Below are 20,188 nucleotides of genomic sequence, written 5' to 3'. Positions count from 1 at the left end.
TTGTTCAGTCTTCAAGTCCTTTATATGCATAAAGGCTTGAAGGCTGTTTTTTTATTTTCGCATATTCATGCTTGTTGGGCTTTTGCGTCAGAAAAGTTACTTTGCTGCCTTCCTTTATAATAAAACAGGATAGCAGCTGGTATGTAGGATTCTTGTCCCCGGCGTTTATTGCCACCTGGCCGAATAAAAAGTTGAATTTGTAGTGAAGAAACCTTTCCATATCGTTGAATGTGAGTGAAGTATGGCTTCTAAGAGGAATTCTTTGATAGGATTTATTATTCTGGAGCAGGATGAGCTGAAGCGCATCAAAGAAGCTTGGCTGATGATTGGTGTTTAAACTTTTATTTGCTGTTTGAAAATACAGGTACCCTGTTTCATCTCGTTTTTCCACTAAATTGCACCTCCCTTTTATTATTTTCAAAAAGTATATTCGACACATTCTGTGAAAATCCTCCCTGGTCCTTAATACCCATATACAATATTTATTTTCTGCAAAGAGCTTTATCACCATTTTCAGTTAAAAATAACCCGGTACAGGAGTACCGGGTTTAAAATTTAGGGGAAGTGCTGGGGATATGATTGATTCTCTATAGGGAAGGAAAATATGTGGACAGCTGGTTGGGGATGCCGTCAATTCATTATGGTAAATCCTCCAGGTTTCTCCTGGGGACGGTTTTGCATAGCGGTTTCACGGATAAAGGATTCAAGCTGGAGAACTCGCTTATTCAGGTCATCGACTCTTTGGTTTGATTTTCCTTGCATCTTTATGAGGCTTTCGAGCATATATTCCAATGCCTTTTCTCTTTCAGACACTTCTTTCAAAATGGCAGTTCCTCCTTGGTCACGGTCACCGGGATTTCCTCTGTCTTCTTCCGGTCAAGAAAGCGGACCGATTCCGCTACCACCTCTGTTACATAAATGCGTTTCTTTTCCTGATTATCATAATGCCTCGTCTGAATTCGCCCGGTTATCCCGATCAGCGTTCCTTTCCGGCAATATTGCGATGTATTTTCCGCTGATTTTTTCCATAAAGTGCACTGCACAAAGTCCGCATCGATTTCACCCTTCTGATTGCGGTATTGGCGGTTTACTGCCAGCGTCACATTGGTCACCGGAATTCCTTCCTGTGTCCGTTTCAGCTCAGGATCCCTTGTCAGTCTGCCAACCAGGGTCACTTGATTAATCATAGGTTTTCATCTCCTCTCTTTGATAGCTTTATCATATCCGGAACTTCTCTACTGTGTAAAAAAACCAAAATGTGACTTTTACAATGCTTTTTCGGCAAAAACACCCTAAAAATTCATTTTTCAGCCTCTTTTCAGCAATAAACGATCCCTAAAATCTAATTTTCAACATATGAAAAAAGAAAATTCGACACACTGTCAAATTCGCTTTCAGTTTGGCCTGTGTTATAATTTTTTATAGACAGCTTATTTTAGAGATGGAGGTAAGCCATGAAAACATTTAAACTTGTTTCTCTGCAATTGGTGGAAGAAAATGGCCTGATTGATATTGAACTGGATGATGGGTTGATTATCAATAAAGAAGACGAGAAGAGCACCTGGCTCCTGGAGGCATTTATTGATAAATCCTATCTTGAGTACTTCAAAAAGCGCGCTGATGACAAGGACGAGCTGACCATCCAAGTTGTTATTACGAAAAAAGAAAACGATCCAGCCGCATTCCAAACTAAAATTACCTCTATCAGTGAACTGGAAAACCATATCAGCATCCTTTTTGAGGGATCACTCAAAAGAACGAAAAATGATTATGCCGAATTGCTGCTTCAGGACCTCTTGGAAAAAGGCTTCACTGGAGACAGCCTGCTCGATGAATTCAAGGGTAAAATGCAAAGCAAACCTCGCCTTGCAGCTGCAAAAAAGGAAAATAAAGAAACTCCCGCTCAATCATGATCGGGAGTTTCTACTTAAATGGCCAGGTCTATACCTGTCCTCGCTTTATTACTGATCTTTATTATCTTTATCCTGCATATCTTTGTTATCTTCGATCATATCTTCGCCCGGCTCGTTGTTGTCTTCCATCATGTCGCCGTCATTATCTGTGTTGATGTCATTGTCATCTGTGTTTTCATTCAGATCATTAGTCATGTCGCCGTTGTCACCGTTCATATCGCCATCATTCACATCGCCATTATCCTCTGTGATTGTATCGTCTTCCGGCGGAGGCTCCTGGTTGTCTGTGGCACACCCTGCTAGAAGCATGGCAGAAAGAACGGATCCTCCGATAAGTGTTAATAGCTTTTTATTCATCGTAAAAGCTCCTTTCATAAGGTTGTATTGTTGACCTGCTGCATTGGTCTTCCTTTATATTTCCCAAAAACCGAAACAACTTGCATATTTTTTTACAGAAAAAATCCCGCACGCTCCGTACGGGATTTCCTTTATCATTACCTTTCAATTGCAAACATAATTTCAGCTTCCATTGCCACTTCACCCTCTACAGTCGCAACGGCTTTTCCTTTTCCGATTCCTCTGCGGACGGAGAGCAGTTCGACTTCCATAATGAGGGTATCGCCCGGCCGCACCTGACGTTTCCAGCGGCATTTCTCCACACCGGCAAAAAAGGCAAGTTTTCCTTTATATTCATCCAGTGACAGAAGGGCAACAGCACCTGTCTGCGCACAGGCTTCAAGCGTCAGGCATCCTGGAAATACATTGTAATTTGGGAAATGCCCATTAAACACTTCCTCGTTGGCACTTACATTCTTTTTGCCGACGGCTCTTTTTCCAGGCTCAAGCTCTTCAATTGAATCCACAAACAGAAATGGATATCGGTGAGGGATTATTTCTTTAATTTCTTCTACATTCAATTTCATATGTATCGCTCCCCTGCAGTATTTAGTACCAGATACTAATAATAGCTTATATTTATTTTACTAAAAAATTGCCCGGACGCAAAGCGGAAACAAAAAAGAAGGACTCATCGCCCTCCTCTTCATTTCCTATTCTTTTTTAACCAAATCCACAATATGCATCCAGGTGGACCTTGTGAAAATATCTTTTACTTCCCCGCCGCCGATGACTCCATATCCGACCGCGGCTCCGGCCGTAACGCTCAGGAAAATTAAAAGCACGACAATAATAATCCGAAGCCAGATCGGAATAAGGCGAATGCGGACCCGCCCTTTGCGCGGTGACTCTTCTTTGCTGGGTTCTTTTTTCAGTTGTTCACGCGTCTTGACTGCTTCTTGATTACTTTTGTTTACTGACATTTTATTTCCCCTTTAACCTAACGTATTCCGTTGATCAGCCCCATCATTTGATCAGCCATGGAGACAGATCTTGTCTGAAACTGATATGCACGCTGCAGGTTGATCAAATCTGTCATTTCCTTGGACATATCCACATTGGATTGTTCAAGGGAACCCTGGGCCATTCCTATCTGGCCGCGGAGCGCACCGTTCAGCTCTGTAAAGATCCCCTCTCCGTCAACTCCATCAGGAAGGCCAAGAAGATTATCCCCTTTTTGCTCCAGGAATTGAGGCTTGTTTATCAGAACCACTCCAAGATTGAATTCCTGGATGGCACCATTGGCTGCTTCTGCCAAAAAGCTCCCTGTTTCGGTCACTTTAAATTTGTTAGCTTGTCCATTAATTATAATCGAATTATTATTTTCATCAAGAACAGGAAGTCCGTCACCTGTCACAAGCATGGTCTCACTATCTGAAACCGGTGTTAAATAAAAGGCGCCCGCTCTGGTAAAACGGACAGCTGCTCCGTCTTCAGTCTGCTCCAGCACCCGGAAATACTGCCCTTCCTTTGTAAAGGCAAGATCAAGCGGCCGTTCGGTTGCCTTTAAAGCACCCTGCTTCATGACAATTTGAGACTGCGCGAGCTTTGCCCCTACTCCCTGCCTGATGCCTGCAGGTGATAGTCTTGCTGTCTCCGCATTCGGATTCCTCTGATTATTGAACTGCTGAAAAAGCAAATCGGTAAAATTGGCTTCTCTTCTTTTATAGCCGGCTGTATCAATGTTGGCCACATTATGGCTGACAATATCCATCTGCTTCTGCAGCTGGGCCAGAGTATTCGTTGCCGTAATCATGGTTCGATTCATTCTTTTTCCCCCTTAGCGGGTCTGCCGCTGGATATTACCCGATCCGTCCGATTTCATTTGCGGCTTTCTCCATACTGCGGTCATAAGCCTGCAGGACCTTTTGGTTTGCTTCAAAAGAGCGATAGGCTGTCATCATATCCGTCATGGTCCGGGAAGCATCTACATTGGAACGCTCCAAATAGCCCTGCTGCAGCTTGAATTGGACATTCTGTGCATTATAGGCATTCTCAAGGACGCTCTCTTCTGTCGCTGCAAACAGTCCGTCGCCTTCTTTTCGAAGGCTTTCAGGATTTTGGGCATACATAATGCCTAGTCTCGCAGTTTCACCTGCTTCTCCTGTAATCACACCATCTTCACTCACTGTAAAGCGGTCACTGGAGAGCTGAATCCGTTCACCCGCATCATCCAGAATATATAATCCGCTCGCTGTCGTTACGTAGCCCCCGCCGTCAATGGTAAAATTCCCATTCCTCGTATAGCGCGGCTCGCCATCAATACCTGCTGCAGTATAAAAGACAGACCCTCTTAAGCCAGTATCCGGATTAACAGGCAGATTAAGATCAAGCAGCGCCAGGTCCGTATTCATCCCTGTTTCCTTCATATCTCCCTGCATGAAAGATGGAAGTGTCTCCTGCATATAAACCCCTGTAGTCAGCCTGCCGACTTCCCCATTGAAAGGAAGGTTTAGTCCATTTTCAGTCGGCACGGTCTGCTTGCCCATGCGCTGCAGAAGCATCTCCGGAAAAGCCCTCAAGCTCGTCTGATCTGCTTTAAAGCCGGGCGTATTGGCATTGGCCATATTATTTGTCAGCACTTCTGTCCTCCGCTGCTGTGCCAGCATCCCGGAAGCAGCCGTGTAGAAACCTCTAAACATCTTTATTCACCTCTAAATTGCAATTCCGAACACCTATTTACCTCTATTATAAAAAACTTTCCGACAATAAACATTAAAAATTTGAAGAATTGAGTTAGATTTTGAAAAAAGCTGTACCTTTTTTTAATCGGCTGGAATGGAAGAAAGTTTACAAAAGAAATTCACTTATTGATTTCGGTCAGGTTGACTTGCATATCGGCCAGATTGCATTCCTTTCGGTCACTTTTTTCAAATATCGGCCGGATTAGAATTTTATCGGTTAATTTCTAAATATATCGGTCACTTCCCGCCAAAACAGCGTTTGAGCTGTTCCAAAAAGAAAGACCCGCCAAATGACGGGTTCTTCACGATTATAAAAGCTTCTTCTTAGGAAGCTTATCAATATTATCAAGCATAATGCCTGTTCCAACGGCTACGCAATCCATCGGGTTTTCGGCAATTAAGACAGGGACTTTCAGCTCTTCTGCCAAAAGCTGGTCGATTCCGTGAAGAAGGGCCCCGCCGCCTGTTAAAATAACCCCGCGGTCAATGATGTCTGCAGACAGTTCAGGCGGTGTGCGTTCCAGCACGCTTTTAGCAGCCTGTACGATGACTTCAACGGATTCAGCCAGAGCACCCTGAACTTCATCGGAACGAACTGTAATGGTTCTTGGAAGACCTGACACCATGTCACGGCCGCGGATTTCCATTTCCTCATTTTTGCCGCCAGGGAATACGGTTCCAATGGTTACTTTAATATTTTCGGCCGTTCTTTCGCCGATTAGAAGCTTGTACTCTTTTTTGATATATTGAAGAATTTCATTGTCAAATTTATCACCGGCCATCTTTATGGATGAAGACGTAACAATGTCTCCCATGGATAAAACCGCCACGTCTGTTGTACCGCCGCCGATATCGACAACCATGTTTCCGCTCGGCTGGAAGATATCCATGCCTGCTCCGATTGCCGCCACTTTTGGTTCTTCTTCAAGATATACTTTTTTGCCGCCGCTTTTTTCAGCAGCTTCCCTAATCGCCTTCTGTTCAACACCTGTAACATTTGTGGGGCAGCAGATTAAAATGCGCGGCTTTGATAAGAAGCCTTTAACATTCAGTTTGTTGATAAAGTGCTTCAGCATCGCTTCTGTCACATCAAAGTCAGCAATAACCCCGTCTTTTAGCGGGCGGATTGCCACAATGTTCCCTGGCGTACGTCCGACCATGCGGCGCGCCTCTTCACCTACGGCCAGTACTTTGTTTGTATTTTTATCAATTGCCACTACAGATGGTTCATTCAGCACAATTCCGCGACCTTTAACGTGGATTAGCACGTTGGCAGTTCCTAAATCAATCCCAATATCCCTAGCAAACATTTCTTTTTTTCCTCCTTGCAAAATGGCCAGCTTCTGTCCGCACCTTTGAAGGCTCTCTCTATTTAGGCATTCTTAAAGCGAACTTCGCTTATTAATTTTTTTGTTAGATGTTCAGTCATTATTCGCAACAGCAGTTTAAGCCACGCAAAAAAATCAGTTCTTTTTAAAAAGAAATGATTTTGCCCGGCGTTTTCTTTAGGAGTCCTAGTCTTTACGAACCAAGTTCTATCCTAATTTTATATTTTAACACATTCCTTGTGAAAGCAGTAACATTTTGACAGATTTTGTGAGACTTTTTGAGGGTTTTTGTCGAAATGGGGAAATAGATGCAGGCGACTTAGGAAGGGGCTTAAATCCATAGAGCAAAGCCTTGGTTCAGGCCATGGAAACAGCTTATGATCTTTTAGCCCCTGGAGCCGCATGAAGGTTCATCATGTACAGCAAAAGAAAAATTGCCATGTCATAGCTAAAAACGGCAGTCTTTATCCTTTGACGCCTTTATCAGCGCCTTTTGATTCTTTTCATTTAACTGGCTCTTCTTCCATTTCCTCTTTTTTGTATTTCATTTTAGTTGCTTCACCGCCGCGCAGATGGCGGATCGATTTATGATAATCCAGGATTTCCTTTACTTCGTTTGCCAGTTCAGGATTGATTTCAGGTAATCTTTCCGTCAAGTCTTTATGGACTGTACTTTTGGATACGCCAAACTCCTTCGCGATTACGCGAACCGTTTTTTTCGTCTCCACGATATACTTTCCAATCTTGATAGTTCTCTCTTTGATGTAATCGTGCACACCACTCGCCCTCCCCGATTTGGATGTGAGAAGTGTGAAATGAGACTCGCTTTCTGTCTGGTCTTTAACTGTATTCCGCATGGATTCCTGATTAAATGAACTTAATCGTGCATGCGCCTGAAAGGCTTGCTTTCAGCTTGCGATAATTAAACATGTCCTCAACATATTCATTAGTTTTAGTAAAACGATCCCTCACCTCATACATTCTCTTTGTAAGGTTTGTAACAGTTTATTAGCTTGGTTGAAGTAATATGCACGAAAAACTCAATAGGGACAAGGTTTTGTGTAAATTTTTTGAAAATAGGACATCTGGAGGCCAAAAATTAGAAATGTTTTCAATAAATTCTTTGGGGTATTTGAAAATCAAGCAGTCTAAAGGCCAGTGAAAACTTGCCTAATTTTAATTGTTCCATTGCTAAGACTCGGGACTTTTCCCGCAGATTCGACAAAATCCTTCATTGCCGGGTAATTCATCTTTAAGTCAACAAACAATTTCTTTAGCAGCAGATAATTGCATATTTATAGGAATTACAGAGCGTATTGAACTATATACATTTTCCGAAACAAGGGTAAAGAGCCAGGAACTCCTCCCTATTGTGAAGCAGATATTTATACCGTACTATTTTTTTCGGAAAACAATTCATTTAATTGGTTATAAAACCACAATATTCCAACAGATAGGATGAACATAGTATGCAAACACGCAAGGAAAGGATTCTAAATGATAAAAGAAAAAAGATAAAAGCAAGAGGAATGGCGGCAGCCAGCACTGTTTTTGCTGCAGTAATCGCATCAGCCGGTTTCAGCGCTTCAGCAAAAGAAGCACAGGCATTGACGGGCTCCTACAAAGTGAAGCAGGGAGATACTTTATATAAAATCTCCAGGAAACATGATATGACTGTTAAAGAATTGAAAGCGGTTAACCGCCTTAAGTCTGACACGATCCATCCAGGCCAATCACTGGAGGTCCGGACTGAGCGCCATACAGAAGAACCCTTTAATAATGAGACAGCTGTTTATACCGTTGTGCCAGGAGATACACTATGGGGAATCGCAAATCGCTACCGCATGAATGTCAATGAATTGAAAACATTGAACAAGTTAAAAAGTGATATGGTACTCATTAATCAGAAATTGACCATTAAAGGTGATATTTCCAGAATAAAAGCAGTCATCACCGGTGCGGCAGACAATTTTACGGTAGAATTTAAAAACGGGAATGATTATTTCACATTGAAGGTACCTTATGGAACAGCACAGACCTTTCAAAAAATGTCTGGAAAAGAAGTCCTGGTGATATATAAGGACGGAGCACTGATTGATATACAGTAAAGGTATGGAAAGCCGCATTCTGCCGGCTTTCCATTGGTTTAACCACATCGCCCACCCGCTCATCAACATGCCAACCATAGGCTTCTGAAGCTCAAAAATGCAGAGATCTCATTTGGCTGTGAGTTGCTTTAATCAATTCCCCCCAAGTTCTATGGCCCCTCTGCTGAAATTGAAAAAGCAATTCAACAAATAGGTAAGCCGCAGTTAAAGCATCCCCTTCTGCACTATGGCGATCATATATACGGGTGCCGAATGCCATGGCATATCTCTCAAGGTCGCGCATATCATAGGACGGTGCGATAAAGCCAATCAAATCCAGCGTGTCGATGGTAAGGAAATTTTTTAAAGAAAGCTTTTCCCGCTTAAATTCACTTTTGATAGCAAGTGCATCAAAGCCTACATAATGGCCAACCAGGCATACAGCTTCCCTTGATTCGACATAGTCAAAAAAGCTCTGAATAGCTTCCAATGCCTGCGGAGCGTCTTTTACCAGCTCATCGGAAATAGAGGTTAATTCTTTTATTTCCCGAGAAATTTGTCGTTTTGGGTTAACATATGTCTGAAAAAGGTCCTTTTCCTGCACTTGAAATCCTTTTACCAGGACGGCACCTATCTCAATGATCCGGTCGGCCGCAGATACTCGAAATCCTGTTGTTTCAGTATCAAATACAACAAAACTCAGATCTTCAAGCGGAGTGGATAACGGAATGTTCTCATATGTTAAGGAACATGTCACATTTTTTCTGAGAAAAAACATACCAGCCTCCTTTCATATCTATAGAGAGAATCCAGCGATTGCCTGGCTCTGCAGCACCCTTAATGTCTTTAAGCTTAGAATTAATTCTTCTTTTTCACGGGTAGACATTCTTGTAAATGAGACAACGGAAGAGAGAGCGGCACCTGATTTTTCCTGCTGCCAGCGCTGGGTGACATACAATGTCATAATAGTGCTTACAGACCCTCTCAAATCGTGCGCAAGCTCCTTTGAGAATACCTGTTTCTCCTGCAGAAAATCTATTTTTTCCAGTGGTGTGCCTGATAGTTTCCCATGTACAAGTGACAGTATCTGCAGACTATGGTGATAGGGAAATAGAATATCTTTTTTCATATCAATGTTCTTTCGATGCAGCTTGAATAGGGATCGGATCGGCTGATCCAGGGTAGGTATGGCATGTTCCTTCTCCAGCTGTGCCAGCCGGAATAAAAAAATTCTGAACCGTTTAATCTGTTCAGCGGCCAGCGCTTCAAATTTTGCATGCAGTTCTTCACTCCCCGCAATTAGCCGATAGGAAAAGAAGTTTTGCGCTAATAATAAATGGTCATTTGTTGAATGGAGCATCCATGTTCGCAGCCTCTCTTCCCAAACTGTCAGTGAGCCGCGCCATTTCTGTTCACTGCACATCATGAACCCTTTGCAGCGTGCATAGCCAGCTGCTTCCATATTAGAGGTGATTCTTTTTCCCAGCTCTTCAAAAAATGCCGAGGCATCTTCTGAATGACTCTCATAAACCAGGAAATGGTCCTGATCTGTGAGTATGAACTGTTCTCCACGTCCGCTTGAGCCCATTTGATAGAAAGCAAATTCGCATGGCTGCTGCAAACCTTTTTCTTTCAGTTCAGAAATAGATAGAGCTATAATTCTGCCTGCCAGGCGATCGTATAACTTTGTAATGATTTCAAGCATTTTAAATATGGGAGCACGGTCCCTTATTAAAGAATCAATAATGTCATAGATGCCGGTTTTGATTTGTGGAAGACTGTCCCGGTCGGCTTTTTCAATTTTTTGAACTGTCTTCATCACATTCTCGTTTTTCCTTCTCAGCAAATCTGATAGTGTCACTATCCCCGCCACCTTGGAATCTTCCATGACAGGCAGGTGTTTGACCCCCTTTAACAGAATCAGAGAGAGGGCGTCATAATAATACGCAAACCTTGATATCGTGACTGGGTTTACTGTCATTATGGTTCTTGCTTGAGCAGATAAATCAGCACCTTTAGCAGCTACCCGTTCCACTATGTCTCTTTCCGTAATAATCCCCTTTAAGCAATCATTCTCTGCAACGAGGACCGAACTGATTTTTCTATTATGCATTAATTTTGCGGCCTCCTGAACGGTTGCGGCTGGACTGACTGCGGCTGCCTCACTGCTCATGACATCCTGAACTCTGATCATGAATACATCACTTTCTCCATAATCTGTCGCTCGCTTTACCTGTTCTGCAAGAGAAGCGTAGACATCTTTCAATCTGATGGCTACCTGCGCCAGCAAGTAATCATGAACAGCAGGGTCATCCCATCTTTTTCTCAACACCTCAAACGGAATGAACATCGCCCTTACCTCGCTGGCGGCTTTGACTTCGACCATTGACTCTGTATCGATCTGTTTAGAAACTCCCAGGAAATCGGCGAGGCTTGAAAAAACAATCAATTCCCCTGCCTGGACTACTTCAAGTACTTCTTCCCTCCCATTGTGTTCATTCTTCACTAAAACCTCTGAAAGACCTTCTAATATGAGCAGAAGGCCTTCACGCGGTTTATCTTTTTTCAGGATAATGTCATTTTTTCCATAGCGGCGGACTTCACACAAAGAAAGAAGTGAAAGGGCTGTATCAGATTCCACCCCATGAAAAAAGGGGTGAAGCCGCACAGCCTCCAAATGGTATAGGTTATACAGGTTTTGATCCATCATCGTTCATCCATACTTCACCATCTTTATAGACCATTTGCTCCGGATAGCGAAGATCCATAACTTCCTCCTGAATTTTTTGCGAAGGGGCAGCTGTCATAAGAGAAACAATGATATTAGCTGCAAATGCAGCAGCGGCACCAAACACACCAGCTCCTGTATCAATAATACCCAGGATTGTATAGCCGCCATATTTAGCTGCAAAGATGTACGCCAAAGTTACACCTAATCCCACCAGCAAGCCGGCAATAACCCCCTGTGAGTTTGAACGCTTCCACCAGACACCCAGAACAAGTGCCGGGAAGAATGTTCCTGTCGCAAGCGCAAATGCCCAGGCAACAATTTGCGTAATCGCTCCTGGAGGGTTAAGTGCGATAAGGCCTGCCAAAAGAGTGGCGATTACAATGGACCATCGAGCAACAGAAAGACGTGTCTTTTCAGTTGAATTCGGTCTTAACACCCGGTAAAAAATATCGTGGGCAAAAGCAGAAGATATCGCAATCATCAAACCGCCGGCTGTTGATAATGCAGCAGCCATTGCCCCTGCTGCCACTAATCCAATAACAAACATCCCCAAGTTGGCAATCTCTGGTGTGGCCATTACGACAATATCATTTGAGATGATCAGTTCGTTCCATTGAAGCACGCCATCGCCATTGCCATCCGCTACCTGAAGCTTTCCTGTATCTACCCATGTCTTCGTCCAGGCAGGCAGCTCAGCAATTTTGCTGCCGGCAACCTGTGTCATAAGGATAAAACGGGAAAATGCAGCGTATGCAGGAGCAGATAAGTAAAGCAAACCAATAAATAATAACGCCCATGCTCCTGACCAGCGGGCAGCCTTCATTGTTGACACCGTATAGAAACGGACAATTACGTGCGGAAGGCCTGCTGTACCGGCCATCAGCGTAAACATAAGCGCAAGGAACTGCCACTTTGTTCCATTTGTGAATGGCGCAAAATATTCAGAGATTCCCAATTCGCGGTCGAGCTCACCCATTTTTCCAACAAGTTCACCGTATGAAATCCATGGCATCGGGTTACCTGTTAATTGCAGTGACATGAAAATAACCGGTATTAAGTAAGCGATAATCAGAATGATATATTGAGCAACCTGCGTCCATGTAATCCCCTTCATACCTCCGAATGCGGCATAAAAGGCAATAAGCACCACTCCAATCATTGTGCCGATTTTTGCATCAATTTCGAACAGGCGGCCGATAACCACTCCTGAACCGGACAGCTGTCCGATCGAATAGGTGAAGCTGATGATGATTGTACAAAGGGCTGCAATCACACGGGCTGTGTGGCTGTCAAACCGGTCACCAATGAATTCAGGAACCGTGTAGCGGCCGTATTTCCGCAGCTGTGGTGCCAATAGGAATGTTAAGAGCAGGTAACCGCCCGTCCAGCCCATAATATAGGCAAGACCGTCATAGCCCAGGAGCATGATCGTTCCCGCCATCCCGATAAAGGAAGCGGCACTCATCCAGTCGGCGCCTATCGCCATTCCATTAAAGACTGGCGGCACCCCGCGGCCAGCAACATAAAACTCCGATGTCTCTTTTGCCTTATTATAAATGGCTATGCCAATATACAAAGCAAATGTAGCTAAAATAATGGATAATGAGACCAAAAATTGCGTATCCAAAGACATCCCCCTTATTTACGGACAAATTTTTAATGACGCCCCTTTTATCTCTGTTTATAGCGGCGGCTTGAACAGCCGCTCATTTTTCGTTAATTAATGATCAAGAACTTTCCCTGAACTGATTTGTTCATTTTTGTTTTCATCAATTCCATATTTCCGGTCAATGGCATCCCCCATTTTGGCATTAACAAACAGCAGAATGATAAAGGTTAGTACAGCTCCCTGTGCGCCCATAAAGTAATGGAATGGAAATCCGTTAATCGTAATATCGCTTAATGGTTCTGCAAAAAAGACCACGCCAAAAGAGGCAAGAAATCCAATAGCAAAATAAATGATCATATTCCGAGTCTTTTCGCGGAAATAACTGTCCGCTACTTTTTTATCAATTTTTTTCAAAACTCCACCCCCGGTAAAAATGATAAATTCACCACTCTTAATTCTGATTAACAGACTTTAGTGCCAGGAATCACTCCTTTATTGGTTATCTGCAGCTGAATCGCTGCTATTTCACCGGATCCGTTATCTGGACCCGGACAAAACCATTACCTTAAACTGAAAATAAATTTGACTGTATCCATGAAAGGTGCGGGAACAAGAATGATTTGAACGAGGAAGTAAGCAAAGATTGATAGAAATGGAACTGCCAGGAAGATCGGCCTTTTTTTTCTTAAAGCAAGAAAAAGGCAAATCCCTGTAATGATCATCATAGACACTAACGTAAGCAATTTGGTTCCCCCTTTTAGAAAGCGCTATCATTTTTCTAATGCTTTCCGCTTTAAGATTTATAATAGGCATCCTGGTTGTTTTCTGACTTAATTTAATTTTAAGAAAATTCATACTTCATTATGTACAAAAATCATTTCCAGGTCAAGTACATGCTGGAAATATATTTTATTTTTTTCAAAGAGACCCTTTGCTCCGTTGATACTTAAGGGTTTTATTCAATAAGCATGGTTGGCAGAAACTTTAGGGCATTAGAGGAAAACACTATAGTAATAATAAAAACCGGGCAAAAAAAAGAGCCTGTCCGGCTCCTTAATCCAATTCTCTGATGATAAGAGTAATGGCGTCCAGCAAATCCGCATCAGACCAGCTTGCCATGCTCTTTTTGCCTGCTGCTGCCAGTGCGTGGGAAGCAGGAATATGGACAAAACCCGCCGGTACTTCAGTGTTTGTGGATTTCAGCAGATGGAGCACGGAATACATAACATTATTGCATAGATAAGTTCCCGCTGTATTTGAGATGAATGCAGGATATCCCGCTTCTTTAAGTCTATTAACCATCCGGCGGATCGGAAGGGTTGAAAAATAGCCATCGGGACCATTTTCCTCTATCAGTTTGTCTTCAGGGGCGACTCCGCTATTGTCCGGCTCCCCATCCTGGCAATTGATTGCAATTCTTTCGGGTGTGATTGCTGTGCGGCCAGCAGCCAGCCCGAGAGAAATCACCGCATCCGGTTTTTTCTCCATTACTTCCTCTTTTATTTTCTTAGGTGCGAGATTAAAATCCACCGGCAAAAGATGTCCCATAATTTCATAGTTTCCAACTCCTTTGCCATCCAATGCACTCACAATCTTTTCTGTCGGATTAATCGGAAAATCAAGAAAAGGTTCAAATCCGGTTAATAGCAGTTTCTTCATATTTTCTCCCCCTGTATAACTCTTCGTTTTTCGAAGTATTATACAGGATAATGGCAGAATTGTCGAAAAAATATTGTTTCGACATAAATCGGGTGGTACCTGTCAAAAGAAAAGCGGAAGCGCCTTGACCACCCCCGACAGCTCGAGGGGGTAGGCTGCTTGCGCTAGACAGTTATCAAACTTCAGGATTCATACATTCTGTCAAAAAAAGAGCCCGCCATTTCGGCAGACTCCCTATCATTATGCGTCAGTTGATTCAGTTGCAGTGTCTTCTTCAACTTGGTCGTCAGTTTGACCTTCGTCTTCAGAAGTTCCAGCAGCTGGGTCTTCTTCTGTATCAGCAGACTCGTCTTCTTCCGTATTTCCGGCATTTTCATCTGCAGATTCTTCAGCAGAACCTTCGTCTTCCGTTTTGCCGGACTCTTCAGCTGGCTTGTCCTCAGAAGGAGCAGCTTCGTCGTTTTCTTCAGTTGCACCGCTGTTTTCTTCTGCATTTGCTTTGTCAGTTGTGTCTAACTCCTGTAAAGAGCTAAGCGGCTTATTGAAGTAATCAAGTGGATTGACCGGGATTCCGTCTTTGCGGATTTCAAAGTGTACATGTACGCCTGCTTCTTCATTAAACAAGCTTTCGCCTGCCTTAGCAAGGGCATCACCTTGTTCTACCTGGTCGCCAACCTCAACATTCATCTCTGTAACAGATTGATATTGTGTTACAATTCCTTTGTCATGCTCTACTACAATGACATTGCCCAACAGTGAATCTTCTTCTACCTTGGTTACTTTTCCGCTTAATGCAGCAAGGACATTAAAAGTTTCTCCATCCTTTGTAGTAATATCAATACCTGTGTTCGGATGGTATGTGTTATTGTAAAATACTAGAGCAGCTTCCTGTTCTTCAGCCTTGCCGTCATAGTCATAGAATTGTTTTTGAATGACAGCTGAGTCTGGATCTTTGACAGGCATTACGAAGTTTTCCATTGCACGGTTAACTTCCAATGCTGGCTCGTCGTACTTTTTGCCGGTAATATCAGTGGCTTCGTAATCGTAGCTGTCAGTGTCTGTAGCGTTGTCGCTTGTTTGATACCAAAGAACACCGGTTAAAATGATTGCTGCACTTGCAATGTAGATAGCTGGGAATGCCCACTGCTTCTTCATAAAGCGTTTAAAGCTGGAATCTTGAGAAGATCGTTTCTTTTCTTCCTCTCTCATTTATCATCACCTCAGCAATCAGTCTGAACAGATTGAGAGGATTATATACATATCTCAAAAAAAATTTTTTGGGCTTATTTTTCGACAAAGGCTTTCGGATTATTCATGATTGGGAAAAAATTTTAAAAGGAGTTACTGAAAGATGTTTAAGTGGATCATACGGATGCTGCCTTTCCTTTATATAGCGCTTATTTGGGTCCTGTCCAGCATGCCGGCAGATGCAGTGGTGGAGCTGCCGGATTTGGCGGTGGACCGTTTTATAAAAGAATCTATGCATCTGATTGAGTTTGGTATTTTATATGTTCTTCTGGTTTTGGCTGCTTTAACTGCATTTAAAATGACACCGGGAGTGAATATTTTATTGGCCGTATTGGCGTGCTTTTACGGGATTCTCGATGAAATTCATCAATCATTTGTTCCTTATCGGTCTGCCACTTTGATTGACGCTGTCAAGGATATTACCGGTGTGCTGGTGTGCTGGTATTTGATCAGCCGGGCTCTTTTTTATGGGAAGTTTAAAAAGCTTGGAAATTTATTGCTTTTAATAAGGCGTTTTTGAATTCTGTCGTTGATTTCCGCTGCGGACACTTGATTTCCGCGGGGAGGAACGGGAGCCTTCTCGGCTTCGACTGTGGGGTCTCCCGCTCCCTCTCCTCCCGCAGGACATTGGATATGCTTCCCCGAATGAGCACTGCACGAAGGAAATGCGTCAGTATTTTCGAGGATCAAGTGCCCTCCGCTACAATCAACTTAGCGGTTAATCTTAGATAACTGCCCAAAAACACAAACTTAGAACATTTTTATAAACCATAAACAAAGAGCTGATTCAATGAACCAGCTCTTTTCGCTTATTTCTTTGCCGTGACTTTCGTCAGCAGCTGATCAGAAGCGGCAATTTCTACCCCTTTATAATAATGGGCAACGATTTCTTTGTAGTTTTTTCCTTCAGCTGCCATGCCGTTTGCGCCGTATTGGCTCATGCCGACTCCATGGCCGTAGCCCTGGGTATTGATGATGATATTGTCTCCTTTGCGTTCCCAGGTAAAGTCTGTTGATTTTAGACCCAGTTTCTCTCGAATGTCTTTACCGCTGACGACTTTCCCGTTTATATCCACTTTTGAGACCCGCTGGCCGGCCGTACGCTCGGTGACGTTTCCGATCGTGCTATCATTTGGAAGCTTCACACCCAATTTCCTTTCAAAATCCTGAATGGTGAATACCTCTCTGCCGTTAAACTTCGGAGACTGCAGGTCCCATTTGCTTTCTACACTTTTTAAGTAAGGAACGGAATTTGGCCAGATGGCTTCGGAGTTTTCAGTAAAGCCATTGCTTGTTGAAAAGAAGGAAGCTGTAATCGGTGAACCATCGAAAGTGAGAATCTGTCCTCTCGTTTCGGTAACGGCTTCTCTTACCTTTTCGATTTTCCACTTATAATCTTGTTTCCATTGCTGCCTCAGTTCCTCATCATTTTTATAAACCTGGTGGGTTACTGTATCGTAAACTAATGCCCCCTCAGGAAGTTCAACGCTATCTTTATTCATTAACTGCTTCACAATAAATGTCCTTGCTGCCAATGCCTGAGCCTTCAAAGCCTCTTCTTCAAACTCTGCCGGCATTTCCGATGCTACTACTCCGACGATATACTCTTCTAGCGGAACCGTCTCCAGCTTCTTCTGTGCAAGACGGTAGACCCCCACCTCTATGGCTGGCCCTTGAGGAATTTCTGCCGCTGTCTCTTTCTTGGTCTCGGTCTTAAGCTCCTCGCCAAGCTTCCCGCTGACTTTCCCTTCTGTAAAGGGAATCACAAGCAGGGCGGGAACAATGAGCGTGACGGCAAACAGCAGTGCGGCTAGTACGATGAAAGGTTTGAATTTTGTCATGTTTTAAGCCTCCATAGCAAATAAATAATTCGAACTCAATTCATGTTTATGGCTATGGACAAGCTAATATGACAATAGATTAATTTTTATAAAAGGTGAGTTCTTTGTATTCCTAAGACGAGAGCTAGCTGCAGTAATTTAATTACCATGAGGAGAATTCTGCTGGAAAATTAGAAGATTTTTGGTTTTCTATCGGAAAGCTATCGTTTTTTTAATATTTCATGCCATAAGCTTCTATTTCTAGCTATTTTTTCAGCAATGTTCTCTTTCATTATTGTTTATTTGCGTATAGAACAGATTTATATGCGGATAATATTTTTTATGTGCGGATATGGCTAATTTACTTGCTGATAAATTTATTTATATGCGGATATCCTTTAAAGTTGAACGAGTGCTCAATCGAAAAAGAAACTCAAAAGCAAAAACCGCAGAATCGATTTGTCAGTCCTCTGACAGCTCGATTCTGCGGTTTCGGTTTGAAATGCGCGCAAGGCGACTATTTTGACGACGCGCAATGGCCGCCTTGATTGGCATTACTTATGCGTTCATGTCAGAAACAAGGCTGTTATTAACAGGTGTTTCTTCCACTTCTGTCACACGTTCGATATCTGCACCCAGAGCAGCAAGCTTGTCGTGGAAATTCACGTATCCGCGGTCAAGATGCTTCAGTTCTGTTACACGTGTTACGCCATCTGCCACCAATCCAGTCAGGATTAAGGCAGCGGCTGCACGAAGATCTGTTGCAGCGACTTCTGCACCCTGCAGATTGCTTGGTCCGTTCATAATGACAGAACGGCCTTCAATTTTAATATCAGCGTTCATGCGGCGGAATTCCTCCACATGCATGAAACGGTTTTCGAATACAGTTTCCGTAATCACACTTGTACCCTGAGCGTGGAGCAATAGGGCCATCATCTGTGATTGCATATCTGTCGGGAATCCAGGATGAGGCATTGTTTTAATATCAGCGGCCTTCAGTTTGTCTGGACCCAGTACACGGATTCCTTCAGCTTCTTCAATGAAGGTAACACCCATTTCTTCCATCTTGGCGATTAAGGAAGCGGAATGCTCAGGAACAGCGCCCTTAACAAGGACGTCTCCGCCTGTAATGGCAGCTGCCACCATGAATGTACCAGCTTCAATGCGGTCAGGAATGATGTTGTGCTCTGCACCAAACAGTACGTCCACACCTTCAATGCGGATCGTGCCAGTTCCTGCTCCTTTAACCTTGGCACCCATTTTATTGAGGAAGTTAGCCAAGTCCACAATTTCCGGTTCCTTTGCTACGTTTTCCAAAATCGTTGTGCCTTTGGCTAATGTTGCAGCCATCATAATGTTTTCCGTAGCACCAACGCTAGGGAAATCGAGATATATTTTTGCTCCATGCAAGCGGCCTTCTGGTGCTTCCGCTTCAATAAAGCCATTACCAACCTTTACTTTCGCACCCATCGCTTCAAAGCCTTTTAAATGCTGATCGATTGGGCGGGAACCGATTGCGCAGCCCCCTGGCAATGCCACACGGGCACGGCCATTTCTTGCTAATAAAGATCCCATGACTAAAACTGAAGCACGCATTTTGCGTACATATTCAAAAGGTGCTTCTACCTTCAACTCTCGAGATGCATTTACTGTTACTGTATTATTTTCAAACTCCACTTCGGCGTTTAAATAGCGTAATACTTCATTAATAGTATATACATCGGAGAGTGTTGGGACATCACGAATTACGCTTTTGCCATCACTTGCTAACAGTGTTGCGGCGATAACCGGTAAGACAGCGTTTTTTGCTCCTTCTACTTTGACAGTACCGCTTAACCTATTTCCGCCGCGGACGATGATTTTATCCAAAGTGTATTCCCCTCCGCGTCCAATTTCTCTATATTAATATTCAATCGTTATGATGGGTGTGCCAATAACTATGTTTGTCTTGGCGCCCATTCCATTTGTCCGTAATCCAAGCTGCATGTTCATTTCATTGCCATTTGTCTCAATGGATCCACCAAAAAGCGGTGAATTTGCCGATGCTGAAATAAATTGGTCTTCTTTTAGTGCTTCTATTTCTGTTGCATTAAAAGCTTCAAGCAATTGAGTAGCAGTATCAGGCAAAGACTTATTAATCTTATCATTGAATTCACCCTGGATACAAGAGAAAATTGTGGCATTTCCTCGAAAAATGTCAGAAATCTTGCTATTCAGTTCTGCAGCCAGTTCGCTTTGTTCTTTCTTCCACCCCTGACCTTTGGCCTCATAAATCACATACGTCTGAACTTGACCTTTTGTGGGGGTCGATAAAACCTTTACTGCTTCTGACTGAGTATCTGTTTTCTTAATAATAGCTTCTGCTTCCCAAGACTTTTCTGATCTTTGAAAGCTCCATTCCCATTCAGGATATTTCGCCTGCAATTCATCGGTGAATGCTTTCACTTCCTGAAGGGTTTGAAGGTTTTCCATTTTTTCTCTCGCATGCAAAGTCCAATCTTTGATTAAAATATTCTCGCCCTGTAAAACCGAGGCCATCGTTAACAGGTCAAGCTCCCCTTTGGCTACAGTCGTCTTATTCCCAATGTTTATCATCATGAAACCAATAATGGCAATAATGGATAATGCTATGGCTAAATTTTTCATTTGTAAACTCCTCCCCTTAGTACCATTGTTACCAAGGATAGAGTGAGCATACTTGGGAATTGTCGTC

At 43.1% G+C, this 20,188-nt stretch carries 23 protein-coding genes; 3 read left to right on the top strand and 20 right to left on the bottom strand.

Features of this window, described 5'->3' with window-relative positions:
- Nucleotides 1-4: 4 nt before the first annotated feature.
- The 3 genes from QUF73_19045 to ssb form a co-directional block, all read right to left on the bottom strand.
- The gene (locus tag QUF73_19045; protein ID MDM5228224.1) at nt 5-391 is read right to left on the bottom strand and encodes a hypothetical protein; all 387 of its coding nucleotides are present in this window, start codon (nt 389-391) and stop codon (nt 5-7) included.
- A 239-nt stretch (nt 392-630) separates the two neighbouring features.
- Complete coding sequence (locus QUF73_19040) at nt 631-813, bottom strand: hypothetical protein (GenBank protein MDM5228223.1); 183 nt, start codon at nt 811-813, stop codon at nt 631-633.
- Nucleotides 814-818: 5 nt separating this feature from the next.
- Complete coding sequence (gene ssb / locus QUF73_19035; GenBank protein MDM5228222.1) at nt 819-1,187, bottom strand: single-stranded DNA-binding protein; 369 nt, start codon at nt 1,185-1,187, stop codon at nt 819-821.
- Between the two features lie 267 nt (nt 1,188-1,454).
- On the opposite strand from ssb, the gene QUF73_19030 reads away from it, so the two are divergent.
- The gene (locus QUF73_19030; protein MDM5228221.1) at nt 1,455-1,913 is read left to right on the top strand and encodes a YwpF-like family protein; all 459 of its coding nucleotides are present in this window, start codon (nt 1,455-1,457) and stop codon (nt 1,911-1,913) included.
- Between the two features lie 48 nt (nt 1,914-1,961).
- Here QUF73_19030 and QUF73_19025 read toward each other — a convergent pair whose 3' ends face one another.
- The 7 genes from QUF73_19025 to spoIIID all read right to left on the bottom strand — a co-directional run bounded on the left by QUF73_19025 (nt 1,962) and on the right by spoIIID (nt 7,097).
- Nucleotides 1,962-2,270 (bottom strand): hypothetical protein, encoded by a 309-nt coding sequence (locus QUF73_19025; protein MDM5228220.1) that lies wholly within the window; start codon nt 2,268-2,270, stop codon nt 1,962-1,964.
- Between the two features lie 137 nt (nt 2,271-2,407).
- Nucleotides 2,408-2,836, bottom strand: coding sequence for a 3-hydroxyacyl-ACP dehydratase FabZ (gene fabZ, locus QUF73_19020; protein ID MDM5228219.1), 429 nt, complete (start codon nt 2,834-2,836; stop codon nt 2,408-2,410).
- A 126-nt stretch (nt 2,837-2,962) separates the two neighbouring features.
- Nucleotides 2,963-3,232, bottom strand: coding sequence for a DNA-directed RNA polymerase subunit beta (locus QUF73_19015; protein ID MDM5228218.1), 270 nt, complete (start codon nt 3,230-3,232; stop codon nt 2,963-2,965).
- A gap of 17 nt (nt 3,233-3,249) precedes the next feature.
- The gene (locus QUF73_19010) at nt 3,250-4,077 is read right to left on the bottom strand and encodes a flagellar hook-basal body protein (GenBank protein MDM5228217.1); all 828 of its coding nucleotides are present in this window, start codon (nt 4,075-4,077) and stop codon (nt 3,250-3,252) included.
- 34 nt (nt 4,078-4,111) lie between these two features.
- On the bottom strand, nt 4,112-4,951 hold the full coding sequence (locus QUF73_19005) for a flagellar hook-basal body protein (GenBank protein MDM5228216.1): 840 nt from the start codon (nt 4,949-4,951) through the stop codon (nt 4,112-4,114).
- A gap of 350 nt (nt 4,952-5,301) precedes the next feature.
- Nucleotides 5,302-6,303: a rod shape-determining protein gene (locus tag QUF73_19000; protein MDM5228215.1), complete on the bottom strand. Its 1,002-nt coding sequence runs from the start codon at nt 6,301-6,303 to the stop codon at nt 5,302-5,304.
- Between the two features lie 521 nt (nt 6,304-6,824).
- Nucleotides 6,825-7,097 carry a sporulation transcriptional regulator SpoIIID gene (gene spoIIID, locus QUF73_18995; protein ID MDM5228214.1) on the bottom strand — a complete coding sequence of 91 codons (273 nt, stop codon included), beginning with the start codon at nt 7,095-7,097 and terminating at the stop codon, nt 6,825-6,827.
- Nucleotides 7,098-7,790: 693 nt separating this feature from the next.
- On the opposite strand from spoIIID, the gene QUF73_18990 reads away from it, so the two are divergent.
- On the top strand, nt 7,791-8,429 hold the full coding sequence (locus QUF73_18990) for a LysM peptidoglycan-binding domain-containing protein (GenBank protein MDM5228213.1): 639 nt from the start codon (nt 7,791-7,793) through the stop codon (nt 8,427-8,429).
- Nucleotides 8,430-8,520: 91 nt separating this feature from the next.
- Here QUF73_18990 and QUF73_18985 read toward each other — a convergent pair whose 3' ends face one another.
- The 7 genes from QUF73_18985 to QUF73_18955 all read right to left on the bottom strand — a co-directional run bounded on the left by QUF73_18985 (nt 8,521) and on the right by QUF73_18955 (nt 15,616).
- Nucleotides 8,521-9,186 carry an exonuclease domain-containing protein gene (locus QUF73_18985; protein ID MDM5228212.1) on the bottom strand — a complete coding sequence of 222 codons (666 nt, stop codon included), beginning with the start codon at nt 9,184-9,186 and terminating at the stop codon, nt 8,521-8,523.
- 18 nt (nt 9,187-9,204) lie between these two features.
- A complete protein-coding gene (locus tag QUF73_18980; protein ID MDM5228211.1) occupies nt 9,205-11,118 on the bottom strand; it encodes a DUF294 nucleotidyltransferase-like domain-containing protein in 1,914 nt (637 codons plus the stop codon).
- Nucleotides 11,096-12,766 carry a sodium:solute symporter family protein gene (locus tag QUF73_18975; protein MDM5228210.1) on the bottom strand — a complete coding sequence of 557 codons (1,671 nt, stop codon included), beginning with the start codon at nt 12,764-12,766 and terminating at the stop codon, nt 11,096-11,098. Before QUF73_18975 ends, QUF73_18980 begins: the two co-directional genes overlap by 23 nt.
- Nucleotides 12,767-12,859: 93 nt before the next feature.
- Nucleotides 12,860-13,162, bottom strand: a complete 303-nt coding sequence (locus QUF73_18970; GenBank protein MDM5228209.1) for a DUF4212 domain-containing protein — start codon at nt 13,160-13,162, stop codon at nt 12,860-12,862.
- Between the two features lie 146 nt (nt 13,163-13,308).
- Complete coding sequence (locus QUF73_18965) at nt 13,309-13,491, bottom strand: hypothetical protein (protein ID MDM5228208.1); 183 nt, start codon at nt 13,489-13,491, stop codon at nt 13,309-13,311.
- 310 nt (nt 13,492-13,801) lie between these two features.
- Nucleotides 13,802-14,407 (bottom strand): pyroglutamyl-peptidase I, encoded by a 606-nt coding sequence (locus tag QUF73_18960; GenBank protein MDM5228207.1) that lies wholly within the window; start codon nt 14,405-14,407, stop codon nt 13,802-13,804.
- Between the two features lie 240 nt (nt 14,408-14,647).
- Nucleotides 14,648-15,616: a peptidoglycan DD-metalloendopeptidase family protein gene (locus QUF73_18955; GenBank protein ID MDM5228206.1), complete on the bottom strand. Its 969-nt coding sequence runs from the start codon at nt 15,614-15,616 to the stop codon at nt 14,648-14,650.
- Nucleotides 15,617-15,758: 142 nt separating this feature from the next.
- On the opposite strand from QUF73_18955, the gene QUF73_18950 reads away from it, so the two are divergent.
- Nucleotides 15,759-16,175 (top strand): VanZ family protein, encoded by a 417-nt coding sequence (locus tag QUF73_18950; GenBank protein ID MDM5228205.1) that lies wholly within the window; start codon nt 15,759-15,761, stop codon nt 16,173-16,175.
- 289 nt (nt 16,176-16,464) lie between these two features.
- On the opposite strand, the gene spoIID is transcribed toward QUF73_18950, so the two are convergent.
- The 3 genes from spoIID to QUF73_18935 all read right to left on the bottom strand — a co-directional run bounded on the left by spoIID (nt 16,465) and on the right by QUF73_18935 (nt 20,121).
- Complete coding sequence (gene spoIID / locus QUF73_18945; GenBank protein MDM5228204.1) at nt 16,465-17,496, bottom strand: stage II sporulation protein D; 1,032 nt, start codon at nt 17,494-17,496, stop codon at nt 16,465-16,467.
- A 537-nt stretch (nt 17,497-18,033) separates the two neighbouring features.
- On the bottom strand, nt 18,034-19,344 hold the full coding sequence (gene murA / locus QUF73_18940) for a UDP-N-acetylglucosamine 1-carboxyvinyltransferase (GenBank protein MDM5228203.1): 1,311 nt from the start codon (nt 19,342-19,344) through the stop codon (nt 18,034-18,036).
- A 33-nt stretch (nt 19,345-19,377) separates the two neighbouring features.
- Entirely contained in the window at nt 19,378-20,121 is a 744-nt protein-coding gene (locus QUF73_18935; GenBank protein MDM5228202.1) for a YwmB family TATA-box binding protein, read from the bottom strand.
- Nucleotides 20,122-20,188 lie beyond the last annotated feature (67 nt).

Source organism: Cytobacillus sp. NJ13 (genome assembly GCA_030348385.1).
Taxonomy (GTDB): Bacteria; Bacillota; Bacilli; order Bacillales; family Cytobacillaceae; genus Cytobacillus.
Note: the sequence above shows the minus strand (reverse complement) of the source record. Positions and strands in the feature narration are given on the sequence as shown.